This is a genomic window from Glaciimonas sp. GNP009 (assembly GCF_054343755.1).
This window is the reverse complement of sequence record NZ_JBTGUV010000004.1, coordinates 202491-225339: the sequence shown is the minus strand read 5'-3', so window position 1 is coordinate 225339 and position 22849 is coordinate 202491. Positions and strand designations below refer to the sequence as shown.

Here is a 22849-nt window from a genome sequence, read left to right as displayed (position 1 = left end):
CGATGTGCCACAAGTTAGCTGCAATCCTCACCTTTCGCCAATATGAAACTGATTACCTCCCCCTATAATTCTCTGTATAAAGAATTGAAACTGCTGGCTACCCGCTCACAAACGCGGCGCAAGTTGGGTAAGTCTTTGCTGGATGGCGTCCACTTAACCGAGTCATATCTACAACATTACGGCTTCCCATCGTTATGCGTTGCTAGCGAAAGCGCATTGTTGCACCCGGAAGCGGCAGCTTTGATTGCTCGTTGTGAGTCAGGAGGCGTTCAGTGTGTTGCCTTTTCTGACGCGCAGTTTACTATTCTGAGCCAGGTGGAGCATGGAGTAGGGCTATTATTTGTCGTCGATACACCGCAATTTTTTGTGCCGGACGCCATCACCCAATCTGCGGTGTTGCTCGATAATCTGCAAGACCCTGGTAATCTCGGTTCTATTTTGCGTAGCGCCGCCGCCGCTGGCATCAAACAGGTTTATTGTTCGTCTGGCACTGTCTATGCTTGGTCGCCAAAGGTACTACGTGCTGGTATGGGGGCCCATTTTTTGCTTGAGATTTTTGAGAATGTCGATTTGTTAGCGATCGTCACGCATGCACAAATACCGGTTTTGGCAACCAGTTCCTATGCCCAAAAGAGTCTGTTTCAGGCAGACCTGAAAACGCCTGTGGCATGGCTGTTCGGTCATGAAGGGCAGGGCGTTGCTGAGGATTTATTGGCAGAAGCCAGCGAGCGGGTTGTTATTCCCCATTTGGGACAAATGGAGTCACTCAATGTCGCCGCCGCTGCCGCTATTTGTTTTTTTGAGCAAGTGCGCCAATCACAGCCTTATTAACGGTTGCCAGCCATGTCATCAAGCTACGTTGATTCGAATAAAGCATTACCTCGTTATAGCGGGATAATACCGGTAAGCAGATTGGTTGGCTGATCGACTCATACTATCCATCATTTTCTGTTTTCATCTCCTGCAGGATGGTCGCGGCGATCTCCTCAATTGACTTGGTGGTTGATGACATCCACCTTATTCCCTCACGTTGCATCATGGCTTGCGCCTCATTGATTTCATAGCGGCAGTTAGCAAGCGCGGCATACTTACTACCTGGAAGTCGTTCATTACGTATTTCGGACAGTCGCTCCGGCAAAATAGTCAGACCGAAGATTTTTTGTTTAAATGGCATTAGGCCACTTGGCAATTTTTCGCGGACGAAATCCTCGGGAATCAACGGATAATTTGCCGCCTTAATGCCATATTGCATCGCCAGATACAAGCTAGTTGGTGTTTTGCCTGAGCGTGACACACCAACCAGAATAACGTCAGCATCGGCCAGATTTTTGTTCGACTGCCCATCGTCATGCGCCAGCGAAAAATTAATTGCTTCGATTCGATTCTTATATTCCTCGGAATTTGCAGTGTTATGGCTGCGACCGACGGTATGAGTTGATTTAATTCCTAACTCTTTTTCCAGTGGCTCGACAAAAGTTTGAATCAAATCCATATGCATAGCCTTGGCTTGCTGTATGACTTTTGACAAATCTGTTTTTACCAATGTAGAAAAAACAATTGGTAATTTGCCATCTGTAGCGAATGCTTCGTTGACTCTGCGCGTCGCCTCGTAAGCCTTATCGAGCGTATCGATAAACGGCAGCCGCACCTGCTTAAAGCGCAGTTCAAACTGTGTCAGGACCGAATGCCCGAACGTTTCGGCGGTAATGCCGGTGCCGTCGGAAACAAAAAAGACAGTGCGGTTTGCGGCTGGCAGTGGAAGCGTTGGAGCGTCTGACATAGTGTATATGAGAAAAAAACCGGTTAAAAAGAGGGAAATCTAACTAAATCCTAATACTGTTCGCAGTGATAGAGTACATGATACAAGACCTTGGCATAAAGAGCCTTGATGATCAAATTGCTCACAATGGGCACATTCTGTTACTAGTCTAGTTCTCACTTTAGTTGCGAATTGACATAAAATGGCGACCAACAGATAAATTAGCGCGACCTGCCAGAGCATAACAAAAGAGAATGGTTACGCGCATGCACTTAAAGATTTCTTATCATCAAACTAGAGGTTGTTATGTCAAATGCAATACAGATGGGCGCTGCCCAGGGAGCGGCTTACGTTGTTCCCTTTGAAAATCTGCGAATGACGGATGTTGATACCGTCGGCGGAAAAAATTCATCGCTGGGTGAAATGATTAGCCAGCTTGCAACCGCTGGAGTGCGGGTTCCGGGTGGCTTTGCTACTACGGCGCAGGCTTTCCGAGACTTTCTGTCTTACAGTGCCAACGGCGGATTATCATTGGCGCAACGCATTGCCGATCGTCTTGAAACATTAGATGTGGAAGATGTACGGGCGTTAGGGCAAGCCGGTGCTGAAATTCGTGAATGGATCGTTGCTACGCCATTTCAACCGCAGCTTGAAAAAGATATTCAAGAATCTTACCAGCGCCTGGTTGCTGATTCGTCCAGCGAGATGTCTTTTGCCGTGCGTTCTTCAGCGACAGCTGAAGATTTGCCAGATGCATCGTTTGCGGGCCAGCAGGAAACTTTCCTCAACGTGGTCGGTATTGAAAATATTCTCGAAGCGATGAAGCATGTATTCGCGTCGTTGTATAACGATCGTGCGATCTCATATCGTGTCCATAAAGGTTTCACTCATGCTGAAGTTGCCCTTTCAGCGGGCGTGCAGCGCATGGTGCGTTCGGACTTGGGAGCAGCTGGTGTGATGTTCACGCTCGATACCGAATCTGGCTTTAAAGACGTCGTGTTCATCACGTCGAGCTATGGTTTGGGCGAAACAGTGGTTCAGGGCGCGGTTAATCCCGACGAGTTTTACGTCCATAAGCCAATGCTGGAAAAAGGCAAATTGCCGATTATTCGTCGCAATATCGGCTCGAAGCTGATAAAGATGGAATTCACTGGCGAAGCAAAAGCTGGCCGTTCGGTCCGCACCGTTGACGTACCAATTGAAATGCGCAATCGTTACTCGCTCGATGATGCTGAAATCGTTGAGTTGGCAAAGTACGCCACCATTATCGAAAAGCACTACGAGCGTCCGATGGATATCGAATGGGGCAAAGATGGTCGCGATGGCAAAATTTATATTTTGCAGGCACGTCCAGAAACCGTGAAGTCGCAAGAAAAACCAACTGATGCACAGCAACGTTTTAAGCTCAAAGGTAGCAGTAACGTGTTGGCAACCGGTCGTGCTATCGGACAAAAAATCGGCGCTGGCCCAGTTCGCGTGATTCACGATGCTGCGGATATGGAGCGTGTGCAACCGGGTGATGTATTGGTTGCCGACATGACCGACCCTAACTGGGAGCCGGTCATGAAGCGCGCTGCTGCGATTGTTACCAACCGTGGTGGTCGTACCTGTCATGCGGCGATTATTGCGCGTGAGCTGGGTGTTCCGGCTGTCGTTGGCTGCGGCGATGCAACCGATGTTCTGGTCGATGGTACTTTTGTCACGGTGTCTTGTGCTGAAGGTGATGAAGGCAAGATCTATGACGGCCTGCTGGAAACAGAAGTGACTGAAGTGGCACGCGGTGAATTGCCGAAGCTGCCATTGAAAATCATGATGAACGTCGGTAACCCACAGTTGGCTTTTGACTTTCAGTCGATTCCAAATAGCGGTGTTGGCCTGGCGCGTCTTGAGTTCATCATCAATAACAATATTGGTGTGCATCCACGGGCGATTCTGGAGTACCCGAATATCGACGCAGATTTGAAGAAAGCCGTTGAATCGGTAGCGCGTGGTCATGCGTCACCTAAAGCGTTTTATGTTGATAAGTTGGCTGAAGGGATTGCGACTATCGCCGCAGCATTCTGGCCTAAGACCGTGATCGTGCGTTTGTCAGACTTCAAATCGAACGAGTACAAAAAACTCATCGGCGGTTCACGCTACGAGCCAGATGAAGAAAACCCGATGTTGGGATTCCGTGGAGCTGCACGTTATTTGTCTAAAGATTTTGCTGAAGCATTTGAAATGGAATGCCAGGCGATGAAGCGTGTGCGCGAAGACATGGGCTTGACTAACGTTGAAATCATGGTGCCGTTCGTGCGTACAGTTGGCCAAGCCGAAAAGGTCATTGGCTTACTGGGTAAAAATGGCCTCGTACGTGGAGAGAACGGTTTGCGCGTCATCATGATGTGTGAAGTGCCTTCCAACGCTATTTTGGCTGAAGAATTTCTTGAGCATTTCGACGGTTTCTCCATCGGTTCCAACGATCTGACTCAATTAACCCTAGGTCTTGATCGTGATTCTGGCATGGAGTTATTAGCAGCTGACTTTGACGAACGTGATCCTGCCATCAAAGTGTTGTTGAGCAAGGTCATCGCGACCTGTCTGGCAAAAGGGAAGTACGTCGGTATTTGTGGTCAAGGTCCATCTGATCATCCAGACTTTGCCGAGTGGTTGATGAAGCAAGGTATCGAGTCAATTTCGCTTAATCCCGATACTGTCATTGATACATGGAAGAATCTCGCTGCAGCGCAATAACATTGCCATCTGTAGGTTGATTTGACCTCGAAGCAGGTTTTAAAGCTGCTTCAATTAAGTTTTTTTCCATAAAGATGCGAGCAAAATGCTCGCATTTTTTTTTGTGCGTTAAACTAATAACAAATAATTGCAAGGGAGTAATTTATGATGCCTTGGATAGGATGGCTTTTATTAGGCGGCGCTCTCGTGTTGGCTGAACTGTTTACCGGAACCTTTTATTTGTTGATGATCGCCATCGGTATGGTTGCTGGTGCGCTAGTGGCTTGGCTTGGTGCCGATTTGGAGTGGCAATTCGTGATTGCTGCCATTGTGTCGGTTGCGGGGACAATTGTGGTGCGGCGTAGTCAATTTGGTAAGCGTGAAAAGATCGACTCTGCCAAGGATCGCAATGTCAATTTAGACATCGGGCAGACCATCAATGTCGCGCATTGGATGAAAGAAAACGTTGGCGGCGATGCAGCCGATGTTGGATTGTATACAGCACGGGTTAAGTACCGTGGTGCGTTGTGGGATGTTGAATTGGCCCAAGGAGAAGTGGCGCATTCCGGGCAATTCTTTATTCAGGAAATACGTGGCAGTCGCTTAATTGTGGCCGGTCATTCAAATAAATAATAGAGGAAGGATTTACTATGTTCCAGGGCGTAACGTTAATTATATTTTTTATCGCTATCGTGTTTGTCATGAAAACGGTCAAAGTCGTGCCGCAACAGCATGCTTGGGTTGTGGAGCGTTTAGGGAAGTACCACGCAACGCTTGGACCAGGACTGAGCATCGTTTTGCCCTTTATCGACCGCGTTGCATACAAGCATATTCTAAAAGAAATCCCACTCGATGTTCCGCCGCAAGTGTGTATCACGCGTGATAACACGCAGTTGCAAGTTGACGGTGTTCTTTACTTTCAGATTACCGATCCGATGCGCGCATCTTATGGCTCATCAAACTATCTTGCTGCGATTACACAATTAGCGCAAACGACTTTACGCTCGGTAATTGGTAAGATGGAACTCGATAAAACGTTTGAAGAGCGTGATCACATTAACACCACGATCGTGAACGCCATTGATGAGTCGGCCGCTAACTGGGGCGTAAAAGTTTTACGTTACGAGATCAAGGATTTGACACCACCAAAAGAAATTTTGCACGCGATGCAGGCCCAAATTACTGCCGAGCGTGAGAAGCGTGCATTGATTGCTGCCTCTGAAGGACGCAAGCAAGAGCAAATTAATATTGCCACTGGTGAGCGTGAAGCATCGATCGCCAAGTCAGAAGGTGAAAAGCAGGCATCAATCAATCGCGCTGAAGGTCAGGCTGCTGCAATTCTTTCAATCGCTCAGGCCAGTGCCGAAGCTATTCGTAAAACAGCAGCAGCATTGCAAGAGCCCGGTGGTACGGACGCTGCCAATCTAAAGGTGGCCGAGCAATACGTCGCAGCATTTAGCCAACTTGCAAAAACCAACAACTCTATTATCATCCCATCAAATTTGGGCGATATCAGTGGCTTGATAAGCACAGCGATGCAAGTGGTTAAATCCCAGGGTGGCGTGAGAAAGCCTTAACGCAAAACCTTTAATACAAAAATTTTAAGTCTCTACGCAGAAGAAAATAAAATAGCGCCAGCAAAACGTTTTGATGGCGCTGTTGACATTTAAAGCCCCGATGCTAAACAGACTTTCTTTATGGAAGAAAACTCTTAACGTCGGTGTTGCTTCATCGCACTTTGCACTTCGCGCTCGCCGTCACGTTGTCTTTCCGTATCGCGTTTGTCATGTTGCTTTTTACCTTTGCCGATTCCAATTTCACATTTAATGAGGCCGCCTTTGTAATGTAAATTCAGCGGTATCATTGTAAAACCTGAACGCTCTACCTTGATGATCAGTCTTTTGATCTCTTCGGCATGCAAAAGCAATTTTCGGGTACGTACTGCCTCTGGATGGACGTGCGTAGAGGCGCTCAGCAAGGCGCTGATATGCGCGCCAAACAAATGAATTTCACCGTCACGGATAATCACGTAGGCTTCTTTTAGCTGAGCGCGTCCTGCCCGGATAGCTTTTACTTCCCAGCCATGAAGAACCATGCCGGCTTCGAAACGCTCTTCAATGAAGTAATCATGAAAAGCTTTTTTGTTGTCAATAATACTCATGTAGTCAAAGATGGTGCAGGTCGGTTAAAATTTCAAGTTGTGATTCTATCAAATGGTTGAAGCTAATGGCAGTTGTACACAAAACGGTATTATTGGGATACAGCGCTGAACAAATGTTCGCCCTTGTCGAGCGCGTGGAAGATTATCCGCTATTCTTGCCATGGTGCGGCGGTGTTAAGGTGCTCGAGCGGGACGATAACAAATTAATCGCGACCCTCAACATACACTATCACGGCATCAAGCAGTCGTTTACTACTGAAAATATCAATAATGCCCCGGTCTCAATGCAAATGCGGCTAGTGGAAGGGCCTTTCAAGCATCTGGAAGGCACATGGACGTTTAAATCGTTACGAGCAGATGCATGCAAGATTGAGTACGATATGCACTATGAATTTTCAAATAAAATTTTGGACAAATTAATCGGTCCAGTGTTCAGTATGATCGCCAATAGTTTTGTAGACTCGTTTTGCAAACGTGCTGAAACTGTTTACGGCGACAATCCGTGAGATGCGGATATGACGACTAATACGTATCAGGTCACGGCCCCTGTCACTAAAATCATTGATGCGTCTGCAAACTCGGAGAAGGCAGATTCCAGCGTAGCGTTGATCCGCATTCAGGTTTGCTATGGCACGCCAACCAGTCAGCCAATCCGCACTTTGAGTGTGCCGCAAGGCACCTTGCTACAAGATGCGATTATCTTGAGCGGGTTGCTAGATGAATGTCCTGAAATTGACCTAGACCTTTGTCGCGTCGGTATTTTCGGCAAGCTCAAAACGCTCGATACCGTTGTACGGGAACTGGATAGAATTGAAATTTATCGCGCTCTGATTGCAGATCCTAAGGAATCGAGACGGAAACGGGCAGACAAAAAATCCCATGAGAAATCGTAAAACGGGTTAACGGGAGAAAATCGCTTTCAAGTACCGTCGCTAGCCAGCGACCACGTTTCAGAGTTTTATTCCATAAGCCAAGGCTTCGCAAGGCAGTCGGTGCCGGTTCCGGCGCCCGAAATCGCTCGGCACCCCAATGGATTGTTTTTTGTTTTTCAGCATAAATACATTACAGTTATGCTTACAGCGCCGACAATTTTCAACTATACGATCACGTTGCAACCAAGTCTCCTAGACTCACGGCATAAGTGTAGATCTATTTGCACTCGTCCAAAACTTGCCTGTTGTCACGCGACGCCTGGTTACGTTGATTATCGTCAAAAAAAGCACGCTGTCCATTTTTGTCCACTTGAGCGATGCGTTGGCCAGAGTCGAGGTTCCGCTGAAAAGCCCGGGCGCTGTCGCAACTTTTGGCTTTATTTGCTGCGATTTTGGCATTATCAGCGGCTTTCTTGTCTTTTTCAGCCTGATCGCTCTGACGTTTGTTAAAAGCAGCGTTTTGCTCCGCCAGCGTAGGCGGAACTTTTTCCATGCTTTGAGTGCCATTTTGCGTGTCGCTCCTTTCGGCTTTGTTTGGGCTGATATCGGCGGAGGGAATGGAAAAATTTCCCGGCATCTTCAGTATGCGTTTGGCCGGTACGGAAGTAGGTGGCGGCATATCCGAATATTGTTTCGAACCTTTATCATCGAGCCACACATATTGTGCTAAAGCTGCGCTACCAATGCCCAACAGGCAAAACGTGGCGGTAGTGATAAAAAAGTGTTTTATACGAAGTTGGATCATTTTTATCCTAAAACCTTACAAGAGTCGGCGATCAAGTCAGAGTCTGATTTCGCCATGCTTTGATTGCCATGTCAATCAGCGAGTGAAACAGAGGAGCACAGAGAAGCGAATAGTTACGCTAAAAAGCGTTACATAGGCGACGAGTTGTCAAGATTTCTGTATAATTCGGTTTTGCGCCTATAGGAAAAGCTATGCGTCTTGTTCAAAATGCACTCACATTCGATGACGTGCTGTTGGTTCCGGCTTATTCGGACGTACTCCCTAAAGATACTACACTCAAGACACGTTTGACGCGTAACATTGTGTTGAACATACCGCTATTGTCAGCAGCAATGGACACGGTTACCGAGGCTCGCCTCGCAATCGCCATGGCCCAAGAAGGTGGCATTGGTATCATCCATAAAAATTTGACGGCACTGGAGCAAGCGCGAGAAGTCGCCAAGGTCAAACGTTTTGAGTCCGGTGTGGTACGTGATCCAATCACCATTCCACCAACCATGCTTATTCGTGACGTTATTGCGCTATCTGAACAGCATGGTATCAGCGGTTTTCCAGTAGTCGAAGGCAAAAGTCTGGTTGGTGTCATTACCAACCGCGATTTGCGCTTTGAAGAAGAACTGGACGCGCAAGTCCGCGCCAAGATGACACCTCGGGATCGATTGGTGTACGTCAAGGACGGTGCTGATCTAAGCGAAGCCAAGCGACTGATGAACAAGCATCGCCTTGAGCGCGTGATGGTCGTCAACGACGCGTTTGAGTTGCGGGGCTTGATTACCGTTAAAGACATCCAAAAATCAACAACTCATCCGCTGGCATCGAAAGATGATCAGGGCAAGTTGCGCGTGGGTGCGGCGGTCGGTGTTGGTGTTGATAATGAAGAGCGCATAGCCCTGTTGGTCAAAGCAGGCGTTGACGTTATCGTTGTCGATACTGCGCACGGTCACTCAAAAGGTGTTTTGGATCGCGTGAGATGGGTCAAACAAAATTTTCCCGGTGTAGATGTCATTGGCGGCAATATCGCCACTGCCGCCGCGGCATTGGCGTTGGTTGAGCATGGTGCAGATGGCGTTAAAGTCGGTATTGGCCCAGGTTCAATTTGCACCACCCGTATCGTAGCTGGCGTCGGCGTACCGCAAATTTCGGCGATTGCAAATGTCGCTGCAGCTCTCAAGGGAACCGGCGTGCCTGTGATTGCGGACGGTGGCGTGCGTTTCTCTGGCGATATTGCCAAAGCACTCGCAGCCGGTGCCTCGACGGTGATGATGGGCAGCATGTTTGCCGGGACCGAAGAAGCGCCTGGCGAAGTTATTCTGTTTCAGGGGCGCAGCTACAAATCATATCGTGGCATGGGTAGTTTGGGCGCGATGTCGGATGGATCTGCTGATCGCTATTTTCAGGATTCGGCAAGCAAGGCCGATAAGTTTGTCCCTGAAGGGATTGAAGGACGCGTACCTTACAAAGGCAGCGTCTTGACCATCCTGTATCAGATGATAGGCGGTGTCCGTTCATCCATGGGTTATTGTGGCTGCGCGACAATTGAAGATTTGCAAAGCAAGGCTGAATTCGTGCAAATCACATCGGCTGGCATGCGTGAGTCGCATGTGCATGATGTGCAGATCACCAAGGAAGCGCCGAACTATCGGACTGAGTGACCGATATTCTGGTGAACGGTTTTACCACCGATCCCCAGCTTGGCCTGTGAACGTCGCGCCACGTGTGGTTTTACCATACGTGGCGCTTGTGGTTTCGGCTTAAGTGCACGTAACTTGTTGTCATAAAGGTCGACGTAGTTGCGGTTTTAACTTGATTTTGTTTGTAGTCGGATGAAAGCTAGCGCTCTCTGCATTGCATGCGCATATTATCGTACCAGATTGGAATTTACCTTTTATCAGGACTTACGCAAAACCATCCCAACAAAGCGTGTTGACCAAGACGGCACGCTAGGCGTCCAGAAAGGCGCACTGCCACTGGGGCGATTTTGCGTAAGTCTTATTTATTTTTTTATGCTATTTAGGCGCACATCATGCACTCAAAAATACTCATTCTCGATTTCGGTTCTCAGGTTACCCAGTTGATTGCACGTCGTGTGCGTGATGCGGGTGTATTTTCCGAAGTATATCCGTACGATGTATCAGACGAATTCATTCGCAATTACGGTGCAGCTGGCGTGATTCTTTCCGGTGGACAGAACAGCGTGACCGAAGGCGATACGCCACGCGTGCCGCAAGTAGTATTTGAATTGAGCGTGCCGGTATTTGGTATTTGTTATGGCATGCAAGCCATGGCCGAACAACTCGGCGGCAAGGTCGAAATGGGCAAAGTGCGTGAATTCGGTTACGCCGAAGTACGGGCACGTGGTCACACCGCGCTGCTCAATGAAATCACTGATTTCGTCACGCCAGACGGACACGGGATGCTGAAAGTATGGATGAGTCATGGCGACAAAGTGGAGCAGATGCCGCCAGGTTTTAAGTTGATGGCATCGACCACGAATTGCCCGATCGCTGGTATTGCCGATGAAGAGCGTCGCTTTTATGGCGTTCAGTTCCATCCTGAAGTCACGCACACTGAGCAAGGCGAGGCCATCCTCAAACGTTTCGTTGTGGATATTTGTGGGTGCAAGCCTGATTGGAATATGCCCGATTACATCGCCGAAGCGGTAGAGTCAATCCGCAAGCAAGTCGGTACGGATGAGGTCATTCTCGGTTTGTCCGGCGGCGTCGACAGTAGTGTCGCCGCAGCCCTGATCCACCGCGCTATCGGCGATCAATTGACCTGCGTATTTGTCGATCACGGTTTGCTGCGTCTTGATGAAGGCAATATGGTGATGGAAATGTTCGCCGAAAATCTCGGCGTCAAAGTCATCCGTGTTGATGCAACAGACCAGTTCATGGGGCATCTGGCGGGTGTAACTGATCCTGAAGCCAAACGTAAAATCATTGGTCGTGAATTCGTCGAAGTTTTTCAGGTCGAATCAGCCAAGCTAAAAAACGCCAAATGGCTAGCGCAAGGAACGATTTATCCAGACGTCATCGAAAGCGCTGGTAAGGGCAAAAAGGGCGCCACCATCAAGAGTCATCACAACGTTGGCGGTTTACCCGAAACGTTGAATCTGAAATTACTCGAACCATTGCGTGAACTCTTCAAAGACGAAGTCCGCAAACTCGGCGTCGCATTAGGTCTGCCGCATGGCATGGTCTATCGTCATCCGTTCCCGGGCCCAGGTTTAGGCGTGCGCATTTTGGGTGAAGTCAAAAAAGAATTTGCTGATCTGTTACGCCGTGCTGACGCGATTTTCATTGAAGAATTGCGCAATACCAAAGACGAGAGCGGTGAGTCCTGGTACGACAAAACCAGTCAGGCGTTTGCCGTATTTTTGCCGGTCAAATCCGTTGGCGTCATGGGCGACGGGCGCACCTACGAGTATGTCGTTGCCTTACGCGCCGTGCAAACCCAAGACTTTATGACAGCACATTGGGCACATTTGCCGTACGAGCTTTTGGGGCGTGTATCGAATCGGATTATTAACGAAGTACGCGGCATAAATCGTGTCGTCTACGACATTTCAGGCAAGCCTCCGGCAACGATTGAGTGGGAGTGATTTGAGGTTGTTCGGGGACTATCGGTGCCTATCGAAAAAGTGACGTAAGTTATTGATTTATAATAATTTACGTCACGGTAGCTATCGGTAGCTATCGACCCCAAGCAAAATAACTTGCCGGTAAAGCTGACGGTAAGATTTTGACCTCGGATTCAGACCCAGATTTTTACCGTTATGACTATTTCGGTCTTGACGGTAAAAATCACCCCGGAAAGCTAGGTTTCATGCGGGTTTTCGGGCATCTTTAGGTCTTCTGACCCTTGACGGTAAAAACCGTCTCGAACAGGAGAAAACCCAAGATGCTTACCGACACCGCACTCCGAAACCTCAAGCCTGGCGCGGCTCCGTACAAGCTCGCCGACCGTGACGGTATGTACGTCACGGTATCAACGGCGGGAACGATCACTTTCCGCTACGACTACCGTCTCAATGGTCGTCGAGAGGCGCTGACTATCGGCCGCTATGGTCCGGCGGGTATCTCGCTGGCGATGGCCCGGGAGAAGCTGCTGGATGCCAAGCGGGCAATCGGCAACGGCAAGTCCCCAGCAATGGAGAAGCAGCGCGAAAAACGCCGTCTGACCGAGGCCAAGACTTTCGGCGAGTTTACCGTCAAATGGCTGGCGGGTGCCAAGATGGCGGAGACCACGCGCTCAATGCGCAAGAGCATCATCGACCGCGACATCACGCCGGTTTTCAAAAATCGACTGCTCGGCGAGATCAGCGCCGACGATCTGCGAACGCTCTGCCAGAAGGTCAAGGCTCGGGGAGCGCTGGCTACCGCCGTCCATGTCCGCGACATCGTCAAACAGATCTACGTCTTTGCGATCCTGCACGGTGAGAAGGTCGCCAATCCTGCGGACGATGTGGGGGCGGCATCCATTGCTACATTTGTTCCGAAGGACCGGGCGCTCACGCCAACCGAAATCCGGTTGATGCACCGCCAAATGGAGTCAGTGGCGACATACCCTACCATCCGGCTGGCGCTACGGATGATCCTCCTCACCCTAGTGCGTAAGAGCGAGTTGATCCAGGCGACTTGGGATGAGGTCGATTTCGAGGGGGCTCTATGGACCATTCCGAAGTCCCGCATGAAGGGCCGCAATCCGCACAACGTCTATCTATCCCGGCAAGCAATCGACATCATGGTGGCGCTGCACACTTGCGCTGGCGGCTCCAAGTACGTGCTGCCGTCGCGATACGACGCGGATCGGTGCATGTCCCAGGCAACGTTGAATCGGGTCACGCAGATCGTGGCTGAGCGGGCGAAAACAACCGGCCTCCCACTGGAACCGTTCACAGTGCACGACCTGAGGCGAACCGGATCGACATTGCTCAACGAAGTTGGCTTTAACCGTGATTGGATCGAGAAGTCCTTGGCGCACGAGGACGGACGTTCGTCGCGAGCCATTTACAACAAAGCGGAATACGGTGAGCAGCGTCGGCACATGTTGCAGGAGTGGGCGAATATGGTTGATGCTTGGGTGGGAGGTGGTGCTTATACGGCCACGCTGCTCCCTGCGTCGCTGTCGGTGCCTACGCTTCGGGCGCTTGTTTGACGGGCGTCGCTTGCGTTGGCGTACATCCGGTGAAGGGGTGCGTTTCAGCGCATCGGCATCCGAGGCTTGACGGCGCGCCGCCAGCCAAGCCTCTACCTCCGCAAGATCCCACACCACGCAACGCGGCGTCAGATTGAAGCGCCTCGGAAATTCTCCACGGCGCTCCATATCGTAGATCGTCGTATCAGCGAGCGGGACCAACTGGTGCAGTTCGGGTCGGCGGATGGTGCGCCGTAAGGGGAGAGGGTGGGCAACGACAAGTTGGTGGCGTTCTTCGTATCCGTCGACGCCGCAAGGCGGTTCGGCCGACGTGCTGCGAGCGTTGATGCGGTCAAGTTGGCCTGAATCTTGGTTATCCATCTTTTGTTCCCTCACGGGGCGATGATCATTCATCGTTCGGAATTGGTCACGTAGAGCAATGATGACTATAGGCAGTCTTGTAGACAACTCGCTAGGGCGTACATGGGCGGGCGCTGCCAAGTCATCCGTCAGCCAACTTGACAAGTGTCAGAAGTTTTTGCATAATTCTACCAAATAGGGTGTTTCATTATGCAAACCATTGCCAAACAAGTACTGGAATACGCAGCCGGGTTGCCGGAAGGCACCCCTTTGGTCGCTAAGGAGCTTCTGCATTTGGGTGGCAGGGCTGCTGTCGATCAAGTGCTCTCTCGCCTGGTGAAGCGCGGTGCCTTGTTGCGGGCTGGGCGAGGTATTTACGTTTTGCCCGTGGAGAGCCGTTTCGGGACGCATGCGCCGTCCACCAACAAACTGGTCGAAGGACTGGCTAGTCAGCGTGGGGAAACAATCGTGCCCCATGGGGCAGCTGCAGCCAATGCGCTTGGCCTCACCACTCAAGTGCCAATGAAGGCCATCTATCTGACATCCGGGCGCAATCGGCGTCTGAAGGTCGGCGCGCAAACGGTCGAATTCCGGCACGCGCCAATCTGGCAACTGATCTTTCCTGGCCGTCCAGCTGGAGAAGTAGTGCGGGCGCTCGCTTGGCTGGGGCCTGAGAAGGCTGGCGAAGCACTACGTAAGCTTCGGTCCAAACTGCAACCGTCCGAACTCGAAGAAGTCGCATCGGCGCGTGCGCGCTTGCCGACCTGGATGGCGCAAGAAGTTAGCGCTTTGCTGGCGCATGGCTGAGTTTTTCGAACTCTCCACTGTTGAGCGTCTGGAGGCGCTCAACGCGGCTGCCAGTAGTTCCGGCCGTCTGCCTCATCTGCTTGAAAAAGATATCTGGGTCGTTTGGTCGCTACGACACCTGTTCGATGGTCCCCATGCTGGTCATCTGGTCTTCAAGGGTGGAACATCTCTGTCCAAGGCCTATGGTGTCATCCGCCGGTTTTCGGAGGATGTCGATCTGACCTACGATATCCGCGCAATCGCAGGTGATCTAGTCGGAGACGCCGACGCACCGCTGCCAGCCAGCAAGAGCCAAGAAAAGAAATGGAGCAAAGAGATCCGGGCGCGCTTGGCAGAATGGGTTGCTAGCGAAATTGTGCCAAGGCTCAAGCAGGACCTTGAGCGGCAGTCTCTACCCGCATCGGTACGGGCCGAAGATGACAAGGTTTTTATCGACTACGTTCCGTTGATAGCAGGTACGGGCTACGTTGCCTCGGCTGTCATGCTGGAATTCGGTGCCCGCTCTACCGGCGAGCCCAGCGAACCACGCCTTATCCAGTGCGATGCGGCTGCATACCTGCCGATGCTCGTATTCCCGATGGCCACGCCGCAGGTGATGCGCGCCGAGCGCACCTTTTGGGAGAAGGCCACGGCGATCCATGTCTTCTGTGCCCAGGGTGCTTTTCGTGGGGGTGAACGTTTTGCTCGTCATTGGCATGACGTGGCTCGGCTGGATGCGGCCGGTTTCGTGGATGCGGCTATCGCAGACACTGCGCTCGGTAAAGCAGTTGCCGATCATAAGAACATGTTCTTCGCCGAGAAATCCCCGCAGGGCGAACTGATCGACTACCACGCGGCAGTTTCTGGCGGCCTGCAACTTGTACCAGATGACGGTGCGCTGGTTACGCTTGCTTCCGACTATCAGCACATGGTCGATGACGGCTTGTTCCTGGATGACGCTGAGCCTTTTGAGGTTCTGCTGGAACGATGCCGAATCATTCAGCAAAAGGCAAATGTGCCTTCGTCTCCTGAAGATGTTCCTCCTGGCGAACCTGCGTAAACCGTTACCTATGTGATTAATCTGATACTATTTTAAGAAAACTACAACAAATCGGGGAGGGGAATGACGCAGTTCGCAAAATGGTGTATATCCACCAAGGAGAGTGTCAACGGCCACGAGATGACGGTTCTCGATGCTGAACCGAAGAGAGTAAATGCTGCCGTTAAGGCGCTAGCAAAGCTATCCCCTCGCAATACGCGTTAGGCGCACGTGTCGCCCACCTAATGAAGACGTTGGGAAAGACTGCGATGGCCGAATTCATCGAAGAGAAGCTGCCCACGACAAAGCCCATTCGTTCCGGCGATCTAGGTGAAATCTTGGGAACTTCCTACCTTGGAGAGTTCACGGCTTTCAAACATGGGTCCAGCGCTTGCGGTGGAAAGACCATCGCAATATGTCAATGCGGGGAGAGGATGTGCTCGCGTTTGGCATGGATTGTAGGGCCGCAGGCCAAGAAAATAGTGATCGATTTCTTTGAACGTCTGTTCGATAGACATAAGGTCAGGCCATGACAACTCCCGGCGATGATGAAGAACCGCGATTGGACGATCTCTCAGATCTGATCAGTGGAGTCTTGTTCCCGGTGCTCGGCGACAAGCTTTTCAAAAGCGGTTCATGGGTTGACAGCGCGCAGCTTAACCATCGCTTGTATGGTGACAAGTGGTCGGTCTACGCAACAGGCTACAGGGATGCTGCGGACATGCTTGTGGATCGAGCGGCAGGACAGGCCGGCACCTGGATTTTCTGGTCTATCCCATCGTCTTTTTATACCGTCAACATATCGAATTGATGATCAAGAATCTGATTCGTTCGTTGTGGTTGCTGTTGGAGAAGAATCCCCCGAATAAACAGGTAGGATTGGTGGGTCATCGTTTGGGACGCCATATCGACCACAGCCAAACCCTTTAACCATGCGGGTCGGCGAACCTCATTGATGATCCAATGGGAGTGATTTTAGCGCCGGTAAACGGTGGTAGCAACCCGCACCAAAACCTTATAAGCCCGCGTTAAGCAGGCTTTGTCGTTGGTGGAGCGCGTATACTTTGGTGCTTCGGTGAAGTGACTGGTAAACGTTTTTGATGGTATAGCCCTTGGTACGTTTTTGGCCGATGCCATGCGCGTTGGCGTTGGCTGTATCGAATTCATGGTTCATTCGATTTATTGTATAAACAAAAATTCTTTAGGTCAGGTATTTTTTGTTTATACAAAAAATAGGTGCATCGGTCGTGAGCAGATGTCGACCTACGGGCAGTGTTTTAGTAACGGGTCCCTAAATCAAGGTGTGATCGTCCGTACTTAAATCCAATAAGAGTTGGTGCGCAGATCGTAGCTTATGCCGATTAGATGGGCACTTGGCATTCACGCTATAGAGCGTGCGCAGCCCGTGCCAATGCTTCACTGGCCCATTGATTCAGACTCTTGCCGGATGCTTGTGCGGCAATGCTAGCAGCAGCATGCACTTCTGGCGGCACGCGCAGCATGAGTTTACCGGACGCTGGTTTTTCGGGGGGGCGACCAGTGGCTTTGCAATCGGCACAATAATGCGCAATCGCCTGATGAAAATTAGCATTGAGCTCTGTGACCGTTTCGCCGTGAAAGCTGATGCTGTCGGTGATGCCCAGCACGCGGCCCACAAAAATATTGTCGCGTGGATCAAACTCTATACGGGCGGTGTAACCGTTATAAATCATTGCATTGTTCATGGTGTGATTCCTTGTGAAGTAAGCAACTCACGGAGTTCTTCAACTTGATAATGCTTGGCTTCTTTACCGGGGTGTGGACGGTGGGGATATAGGCGTTTGCCATTTAATTCAAACACAACGCGAGACCCTTCGCTTTCGCGCACTTCGCCTCCGACCGCAATGATTAACGCTTCCATGTCAGAAAAAATAATAAACGGCAAGGTTGGTTTGGTAAATACCGCTTGTAACGTTCTTCGGTGTTTTGCTTTCATGCGCTAATTGATAGCACATTGTGATTGCAGACCTGTTATCTTTAAAACGCTGCGAGATGCCGTAACAATGGCTCCCCGGGGACGAGTAAGAAATTGGCGTTTACTGGTTGGGAGTTTCAGAAACTTCAGGCAGCGTTTCTAATAATATTTTTTAACAATAAACGGCAATGCAACATTGCCAGGCAACGTCGACACTTCATTCTGCTTCCAATCTGGTAAGCCTTCACGCAGAAGGATTACGCAATCTAAGCGACTGATTGTCTACGCTTATGCGCCAAGCCAAAACCTAACAAGCCCAAGCTCAAAAGTGCTAAGGAAGCCGCCTCAGGAACGTCTCCATCCACCACGATAAAGTTCGCCCCGCCAATGTATGCACCCTGTAATGTAAAAGAGCTGATATCTGCTGTTGTATCGAGAAAGCCTAAAAATTCGCCAGAATTAGTCGAGCCATTAGTTGTAAATGTCAGTAGGGCAGATTCCAAGAGAGTATTCATCGCATCGTACGTTGAAATGGCCGTTGGGCCATAACCAGGAGCGTAGTTCAGGAAGCCGCCAAAACCGGCTACCGGTGCCAGGAATGAAAATGTCATCGTATCACTGGCTGAATTCGAACCGACCATTGAAAGATTTGCGTTCCAGTTTCCATTGTTTCCAAATCCATAACTGGCATTGTAGCCAAATACCGAATACGCGGTCGTACTGGACCATGTAATGTTGGGCGTGACCGCAATCGGGCCTGCGCTCGACGTCTGAGTGACAGGGATAGTAACCGCGGTACCGCTTAACGAGGTTATCGCGGCCGCAATCGCGTTATTTGACACGGCGGCAAGACTAAATAATGCGGCGGCGAGGAAAGTCAGGTGGGAAAGTTTCATTTTTAGTTTTATGGTCAAGTAAAAATTAATACTATCGGAGTTAGATAAGCAATAAAGATGCCTAAAAATTATTGATATAACAATCAGATACTTACGCGCAACCCCTGTCAAAAAAGGTTGTAGCTGTAAAGAATATCGACTTACTATTAGCCGTTTTCTTTTTCTGATTTTGTGTGAGCGCATGATCCAGACCAAAACTACCGAATCCTGCGCCCAAGAAATCTGCTGGATGGACGCTGATCATTGCGAACAGGATTGCCAACTAAATTGGAACGTACCATCGACCAGGGCATCGCTGCTGATGCATCAACTTATTGGAAGATTACTGTCGATTCGTAGCCGTGGGGCTTCCATCCCAAGTGATCCGTCGAGAGAGAATTCCTGATCATCATCATTGTGTGCATAGCTAAAATAACTAAATCCGTGACCGCTCTCGCGTTTCGAGGAATGTTCACTTCAAAGCTCTCAATTATTCCGTAGACCGATAATTTCAATATTAAACACGTTGTATATAAATAAATAATGTTAAAATGATAACTGTTTCTGTTGAGAGATGTCTTAACTTGCTGTCTCACTCGACAAGTGGGTACAGAGTCGTAGGATCGATTACATTTTTTTATTGGAGTAGCGAATGCAAGCGTCTCGTGATGAAAGTTTGATCAAACTCTATGTTTCTCAAGTGCAGCAATTGGCCACTCAGGCGGATTCAGGACAAAACGTTGACCGCGAAATGGAGGCCGTCGTCAACGAGGCGTGCGATTATTTTTCTATCGTCTCAAGTAGCAATGCGGTGACGAATCGGAAGGCTTTTAAGCACAGACTGAAACTCTACGCCGCACTCACTTATAAGAGCCGCCCTCAGTTTAGAAGCGCACTTGAGTTTGCGGCCTCATTGGTGTATTAACCGTAACCTCGTCATCACAAGAGCATCAATACGGTGCTCTTCAATGGGCTAATCACGCCATAACGCACAAGTTCGTAGTCATTGAGGATTCTCTCTCATGACTACGGGTGTTGCCAGCTCTTGTACACCGCCTCAAGGCTGTAACCATCGGGATCGAAAACGTTAGCAGCGTAGTAGCGCGGGTCGTAGTAGAGGCGAGCGCCAGGTTTGCCGTTATCGGTAGCACCTGCTGCGATGGCTGCAGCATAGAACGTATCCACTACCGGTTCGCTATCGGCGACAAAGCCGACATGGATTGCGCGGGCATCTGCAGTACCGTGCCGCAGCCAGAAGAATACACGGCCGTCGCGGCCAAAGCCTTTCAGGTCAGGATGGCCCGCAGGTCCCTTGGCCCCGTCGTAGTCAATCACGTGGCTAATGCCAAGTGGTATCAGTGTTTTTCGTAGAACGCGATTGATTGCTGCATGTCGCTGACCGAAACAAAAATGTGATCCAGCATGTTTTACCTCACTTGTTGTTGGGGCGTACCGCGCAGCTATCTGACGCATCTTGCTAACTTTGACGATGCAGGTTTAAATTGCCTGAGTTATCCATCTGACCTATACGGTGCGCTCGCCCAATGTTGCCTGAGCCTAGCCTATTTCTGCTCAGCCAACGAAGCGAAGTCCTCAACCGGATCAAAAAATAGTGCATCGTCAACCTGAGTGGCTGCATAGATTGCAACTAAACTAAAGGATGGCGCTAAGATGTCAAATGCATTCCCATTCAACGTTTTATGAAGGTGACACAAACGTCTTTCGCATAAATTCGCCGACGCGGGTAAATTACACGCCAGATCGTGGTGTCATAGATAAATGTGTGTTTACAGTGTTATTTATAAAAGGTTTGGCCGCCCACCGCGTGCCATTGAGATCATGCTCTATCGACTAGCCGCCGACGCAGTACTGCTATTTCATCTCACTTTTATCGCGTTCGTCCTTCTCGGAGCCGCGTTAGTGGTGCGCTGGCGTTGGCTCATCGTCGCGCATTTGCCAGCCGTTGCATGGGGATTTTTTGTAGAGCTTACGGGGCGCATTTGTCCTCTTACCTATATCGAGAATTTCCTGCGCGTCAAAGCTGGTCAATCGGGCTATGCGGGTGACTTCGTCGAACATTATTTCCTGGCGATTATCTATCCCGCCGGTTTATCCAGAGACATCCAGTTATTACTGGCTTGTGTCGTCATAATTGTCAATCTCGGCATCTATGGCTGGCTTTTCATCACCCGCAATAAGCCGCGATGATGCTTGCGCAGTCGCTGTGCTAAGAAAATTGCTGATCCGGCGCGTGCTCTTGGCGCGACAGATCAGTATATTGCGAAATTACCCAAATCAACAATACGCTGGACTGATCTAGTTATTGCGCCAGAAATCACCGATAAATAGATGGCGCAAGCCGACCAAACCCAAGGTGAGCAGTTGCTTCACCTTGGTATCATCAAGCCGAGATCAGCCCAGTCCGCTGATCTGAGGCCAATGTTGCTTGCGGTTTGTGAATTTCTTTTTTTTCGAAATGCTTAAAAAAATCAGAGCACGTGCGGTGAGACTGGCCACTTTAAAACAGCATTATTGACGCCTCTTACGCGCACACACATCCAACCCATCAATCCGCAGAGAAGCAATGTGCGCCAGCATCTGAGACGACGTTATCGCCAAGCACAGCAACCCATCCGTGTCGTCCACATTCAGCATTGGCGTCGTATCACTATCTCTGTCCATGATGCTGAAATGGGCCAAATCGACACAGGTCTGAATACCTTCGCAGACATCCTTTGTCATGGCATAAAACTGCGCAGGCTCATCTGATTGATGGCGGGCCGGTAACCATGAAAACGCTTGATGCAATGACTCTGGTTTTGGAGACGATGACGGATCATTCATGCTCGGATCGCTCATGATTGGATCCTCCCAATAATGTTAGCGGCAATCGTTTGAATGAAACGGGCGCTGGCTTGGTGGGCAAGGCGTGGCGTGATTTGTAAGTGGGGGGTAGTAAATGTGACGATACTAGACATTATTGATTCCTTGTACGGTTAGACCGCGCCCCGCGATCAAACGGGGTGGGCGGTAAATGATAAGGTTGATCGACCGGCGTACAAGGATACCGGCATACCCGAAGGTATCCCCACCACCACCGCCCATTAAGGACGAGCGAAGGAAAGTCGCACAAAAAAACGGCATTGCGCCGTTGTGCGCCTTGTACATTGTCGAGCGATCAAACCCGTTCTCCTTTTTCTCGGAGACCAGCAGACGATAGCGGAGTTATCCATCAAGCGCAAACTTTTAGAGCAAGATTCCGCTGAATCGTTTGTAAGCTGCAAACGCCGTCCAATAAAGCCAACCCTATTTAGGCCGAGGGCGCTTCAAATCCGCATCCGGCGGCGTAAAATTCCCCTCCCTTATTTTGACCACCGCATTCGCCACAGCGCTGGCAACGTTACGCACCTCTTGTTGCACCGCCAGGTCACGGTCCAAAACCTCATGGCTTTCTGCATACGATTCGTAATAGCCGATAAACCGGTCCAGCCGCGACGATGCACCCGCATCAATCAGGCCCATCCAATCCAGCCAATCCGACAATCCGCGCCGCACGCCTTCAATCCCCGCCACGTCACCATGCACCACCAGACCATAACCACGGCCCGCCAGATGCTTCGGATACGGCCATCCTTTCAACTCCAGATCCTTGGCTTTCTTCGCATCTTTGCCCGACGTTGTGGTCGGATCGGGATTGCCGCCATCAGCACACACCAGCCGGTCTATCATTAGTTTCAACACCGATGGCGTCTGATACCAATACACCGGCGTCACGATAATGATCGCATGCGCAGACACCCATTTTTCGTAGATATCAGCCATCCAGTCATTGGTCTGCCGCTGACCGTGATTGGGATAACAACTACACGGCCAATGACACAACGGCATCGCTGTAGAAGCACAGGCTTTGCAAGGATAAATATGCTTGTCATAGTCCGAAATGAGCAGACTCAGATCCAGCAAATCCACCTCAATACCGCGTGCTTCCAACGTCTCGGTAGCGTACTTAACTAGCCGAAAACTTTTGGATATCTCGCCAGGACAACTGCCGTCATTGCGCGCAGAACCACAAATCAACAAAACCCGCGATTTCGTCGCAGGATTCTTTTGTCGATCCTCCGCTTCAATCAAAGCATCCCGGGTCGCCTTCCACTCCACCGACAGATCATAATCAGGGTCCTCAAATTCGGGACCCGCCTTTGCAGTGATGGGTGATTTGTTGCCATTGATATAGTTTTCCCACGCCACTTGCTCGACTTTATCGATTTCCGACTTCACCACATCAAACGTGGGATCAATAAAAGAGCGACGAAATTCAAGGTGAAACTCATCTCTTTTTAACACTGCAGGCGCTTGGCCTTTGCGTGGTTCCGTCACAATAATCTCCAGA

The 22849-nt window shown here is 50.1% G+C and carries 23 protein-coding genes and 1 pseudogene; 14 read left to right on the top strand and 10 right to left on the bottom strand.

Features of this window, described 5'->3' with window-relative positions; genetic code table 11:
* The first annotated feature begins 42 nt into the window (after positions 1-42).
* Positions 43-831, top strand: coding sequence for a TrmH family RNA methyltransferase (locus ACXX82_RS02095; RefSeq protein ID WP_458562300.1), 789 nt, complete (start codon positions 43-45; stop codon positions 829-831).
* A 103-nt stretch (positions 832-934) separates the two neighbouring features.
* On the opposite strand, the gene ppsR is transcribed toward ACXX82_RS02095, so the two are convergent.
* Positions 935-1780, bottom strand: a complete 846-nt coding sequence (ppsR, locus tag ACXX82_RS02090; RefSeq protein ID WP_322239570.1) for a posphoenolpyruvate synthetase regulatory kinase/phosphorylase PpsR — start codon at positions 1778-1780, stop codon at positions 935-937.
* Positions 1781-2083: 303 nt separating this feature from the next.
* On the opposite strand from ppsR, the gene ppsA reads away from it, so the two are divergent.
* From ppsA to ACXX82_RS02075, 3 genes are all read left to right on the top strand, one after another.
* The gene (gene ppsA, locus ACXX82_RS02085) at positions 2084-4492 is read left to right on the top strand and encodes a phosphoenolpyruvate synthase (protein WP_416186890.1); all 2409 of its coding nucleotides are present in this window, start codon (positions 2084-2086) and stop codon (positions 4490-4492) included.
* 144 nt (positions 4493-4636) lie between these two features.
* On the top strand, positions 4637-5104 hold the full coding sequence (locus tag ACXX82_RS02080; protein ID WP_322239566.1) for an NfeD family protein: 468 nt from the start codon (positions 4637-4639) through the stop codon (positions 5102-5104).
* Between the two features lie 17 nt (positions 5105-5121).
* A complete protein-coding gene (locus ACXX82_RS02075; protein ID WP_322239564.1) occupies positions 5122-6048 on the top strand; it encodes an SPFH domain-containing protein in 927 nt (308 codons plus the stop codon).
* A 134-nt stretch (positions 6049-6182) separates the two neighbouring features.
* On the opposite strand, the gene smpB is transcribed toward ACXX82_RS02075, so the two are convergent.
* Complete coding sequence (gene smpB / locus ACXX82_RS02070) at positions 6183-6632, bottom strand: SsrA-binding protein SmpB (protein ID WP_322239562.1); 450 nt, start codon at positions 6630-6632, stop codon at positions 6183-6185.
* A gap of 65 nt (positions 6633-6697) precedes the next feature.
* Here smpB and ACXX82_RS02065 point away from each other — a divergent pair, with 65 nt between their 5' ends.
* Positions 6698-7138: a type II toxin-antitoxin system RatA family toxin gene (locus ACXX82_RS02065; protein ID WP_322239560.1), complete on the top strand. Its 441-nt coding sequence runs from the start codon at positions 6698-6700 to the stop codon at positions 7136-7138.
* A gap of 9 nt (positions 7139-7147) precedes the next feature.
* Positions 7148-7525: an RnfH family protein gene (locus ACXX82_RS02060; RefSeq protein ID WP_458562299.1), complete on the top strand. Its 378-nt coding sequence runs from the start codon at positions 7148-7150 to the stop codon at positions 7523-7525.
* 256 nt (positions 7526-7781) lie between these two features.
* Here ACXX82_RS02060 and ACXX82_RS02055 read toward each other — a convergent pair whose 3' ends face one another.
* Entirely contained in the window at positions 7782-8309 is a 528-nt protein-coding gene (locus ACXX82_RS02055; protein ID WP_458562298.1) for a DUF4124 domain-containing protein, read from the bottom strand.
* A 191-nt stretch (positions 8310-8500) separates the two neighbouring features.
* Here ACXX82_RS02055 and guaB point away from each other — a divergent pair, with 191 nt between their 5' ends.
* The 3 genes from guaB to ACXX82_RS02040 all read left to right on the top strand — a co-directional run bounded on the left by guaB (position 8501) and on the right by ACXX82_RS02040 (position 13466).
* Entirely contained in the window at positions 8501-9961 is a 1461-nt protein-coding gene (guaB, locus tag ACXX82_RS02050) for an IMP dehydrogenase (RefSeq protein WP_322239554.1), read from the top strand.
* Positions 9962-10332: 371 nt separating this feature from the next.
* Positions 10333-11910, top strand: coding sequence for a glutamine-hydrolyzing GMP synthase (gene guaA, locus ACXX82_RS02045; RefSeq protein WP_458562297.1), 1578 nt, complete (start codon positions 10333-10335; stop codon positions 11908-11910).
* 299 nt (positions 11911-12209) lie between these two features.
* Positions 12210-13466, top strand: coding sequence for a tyrosine-type recombinase/integrase (locus ACXX82_RS02040; protein ID WP_458562296.1), 1257 nt, complete (start codon positions 12210-12212; stop codon positions 13464-13466).
* Here the strand turns inward: ACXX82_RS02040 and ACXX82_RS02035 are convergent.
* Positions 13467-13826 (bottom strand): annotated as a pseudogene (locus ACXX82_RS02035) (helix-turn-helix transcriptional regulator); the annotation flags it as partial.
* Positions 13827-14015: 189 nt separating this feature from the next.
* On the opposite strand from ACXX82_RS02035, the gene ACXX82_RS02030 reads away from it, so the two are divergent.
* The 3 genes from ACXX82_RS02030 (at position 14016) to ACXX82_RS02020 (ending at position 16441) form a co-directional block, all read left to right on the top strand.
* Positions 14016-14612 (top strand): DUF6088 family protein, encoded by a 597-nt coding sequence (locus ACXX82_RS02030; RefSeq protein WP_322239548.1) that lies wholly within the window; start codon positions 14016-14018, stop codon positions 14610-14612.
* A complete protein-coding gene (locus ACXX82_RS02025) occupies positions 14605-15651 on the top strand; it encodes a nucleotidyl transferase AbiEii/AbiGii toxin family protein (RefSeq protein ID WP_458562295.1) in 1047 nt (348 codons plus the stop codon). Before ACXX82_RS02030 ends, ACXX82_RS02025 begins: the two co-directional genes overlap by 8 nt.
* Positions 15652-16159: 508 nt before the next feature.
* Positions 16160-16441 carry a hypothetical protein gene (locus ACXX82_RS02020; RefSeq protein WP_458562294.1) on the top strand — a complete coding sequence of 94 codons (282 nt, stop codon included), beginning with the start codon at positions 16160-16162 and terminating at the stop codon, positions 16439-16441.
* Between the two features lie 574 nt (positions 16442-17015).
* Here the strand turns inward: ACXX82_RS02020 and ACXX82_RS02015 are convergent.
* The 3 genes from ACXX82_RS02015 to ACXX82_RS02005 all read right to left on the bottom strand — a co-directional run bounded on the left by ACXX82_RS02015 (position 17016) and on the right by ACXX82_RS02005 (position 18480).
* A complete protein-coding gene (locus ACXX82_RS02015; RefSeq protein WP_458562293.1) occupies positions 17016-17354 on the bottom strand; it encodes a type II toxin-antitoxin system HicB family antitoxin in 339 nt (112 codons plus the stop codon).
* Positions 17351-17605 (bottom strand): type II toxin-antitoxin system HicA family toxin, encoded by a 255-nt coding sequence (locus tag ACXX82_RS02010; RefSeq protein ID WP_322239538.1) that lies wholly within the window; start codon positions 17603-17605, stop codon positions 17351-17353. Before ACXX82_RS02010 ends, ACXX82_RS02015 begins: the two co-directional genes overlap by 4 nt.
* Before the next feature lie 245 nt (positions 17606-17850).
* Positions 17851-18480, bottom strand: a complete 630-nt coding sequence (locus tag ACXX82_RS02005; RefSeq protein WP_458562292.1) for a PEP-CTERM sorting domain-containing protein — start codon at positions 18478-18480, stop codon at positions 17851-17853.
* Positions 18481-19111: 631 nt separating this feature from the next.
* Between ACXX82_RS02005 and ACXX82_RS02000 the strand changes: the two genes are divergently transcribed.
* A complete protein-coding gene (locus ACXX82_RS02000) occupies positions 19112-19384 on the top strand; it encodes a hypothetical protein (RefSeq protein WP_322239534.1) in 273 nt (90 codons plus the stop codon).
* Between the two features lie 101 nt (positions 19385-19485).
* On the opposite strand, the gene ACXX82_RS01995 is transcribed toward ACXX82_RS02000, so the two are convergent.
* Entirely contained in the window at positions 19486-19932 is a 447-nt protein-coding gene (locus ACXX82_RS01995; RefSeq protein ID WP_322239532.1) for a VOC family protein, read from the bottom strand.
* Between the two features lie 366 nt (positions 19933-20298).
* Between ACXX82_RS01995 and ACXX82_RS01990 the strand changes: the two genes are divergently transcribed.
* Complete coding sequence (locus tag ACXX82_RS01990; protein WP_322239531.1) at positions 20299-20667, top strand: DUF2784 domain-containing protein; 369 nt, start codon at positions 20299-20301, stop codon at positions 20665-20667.
* Positions 20668-20988: 321 nt separating this feature from the next.
* On the opposite strand, the gene ACXX82_RS01985 is transcribed toward ACXX82_RS01990, so the two are convergent.
* Positions 20989-21318, bottom strand: a complete 330-nt coding sequence (locus tag ACXX82_RS01985) for a hypothetical protein (protein WP_322239529.1) — start codon at positions 21316-21318, stop codon at positions 20989-20991.
* 447 nt (positions 21319-21765) lie between these two features.
* Positions 21766-22836 (bottom strand): flavodoxin family protein, encoded by a 1071-nt coding sequence (locus ACXX82_RS01980; RefSeq protein WP_322239527.1) that lies wholly within the window; start codon positions 22834-22836, stop codon positions 21766-21768.
* Positions 22837-22849: the final 13 nt, after the last annotated feature.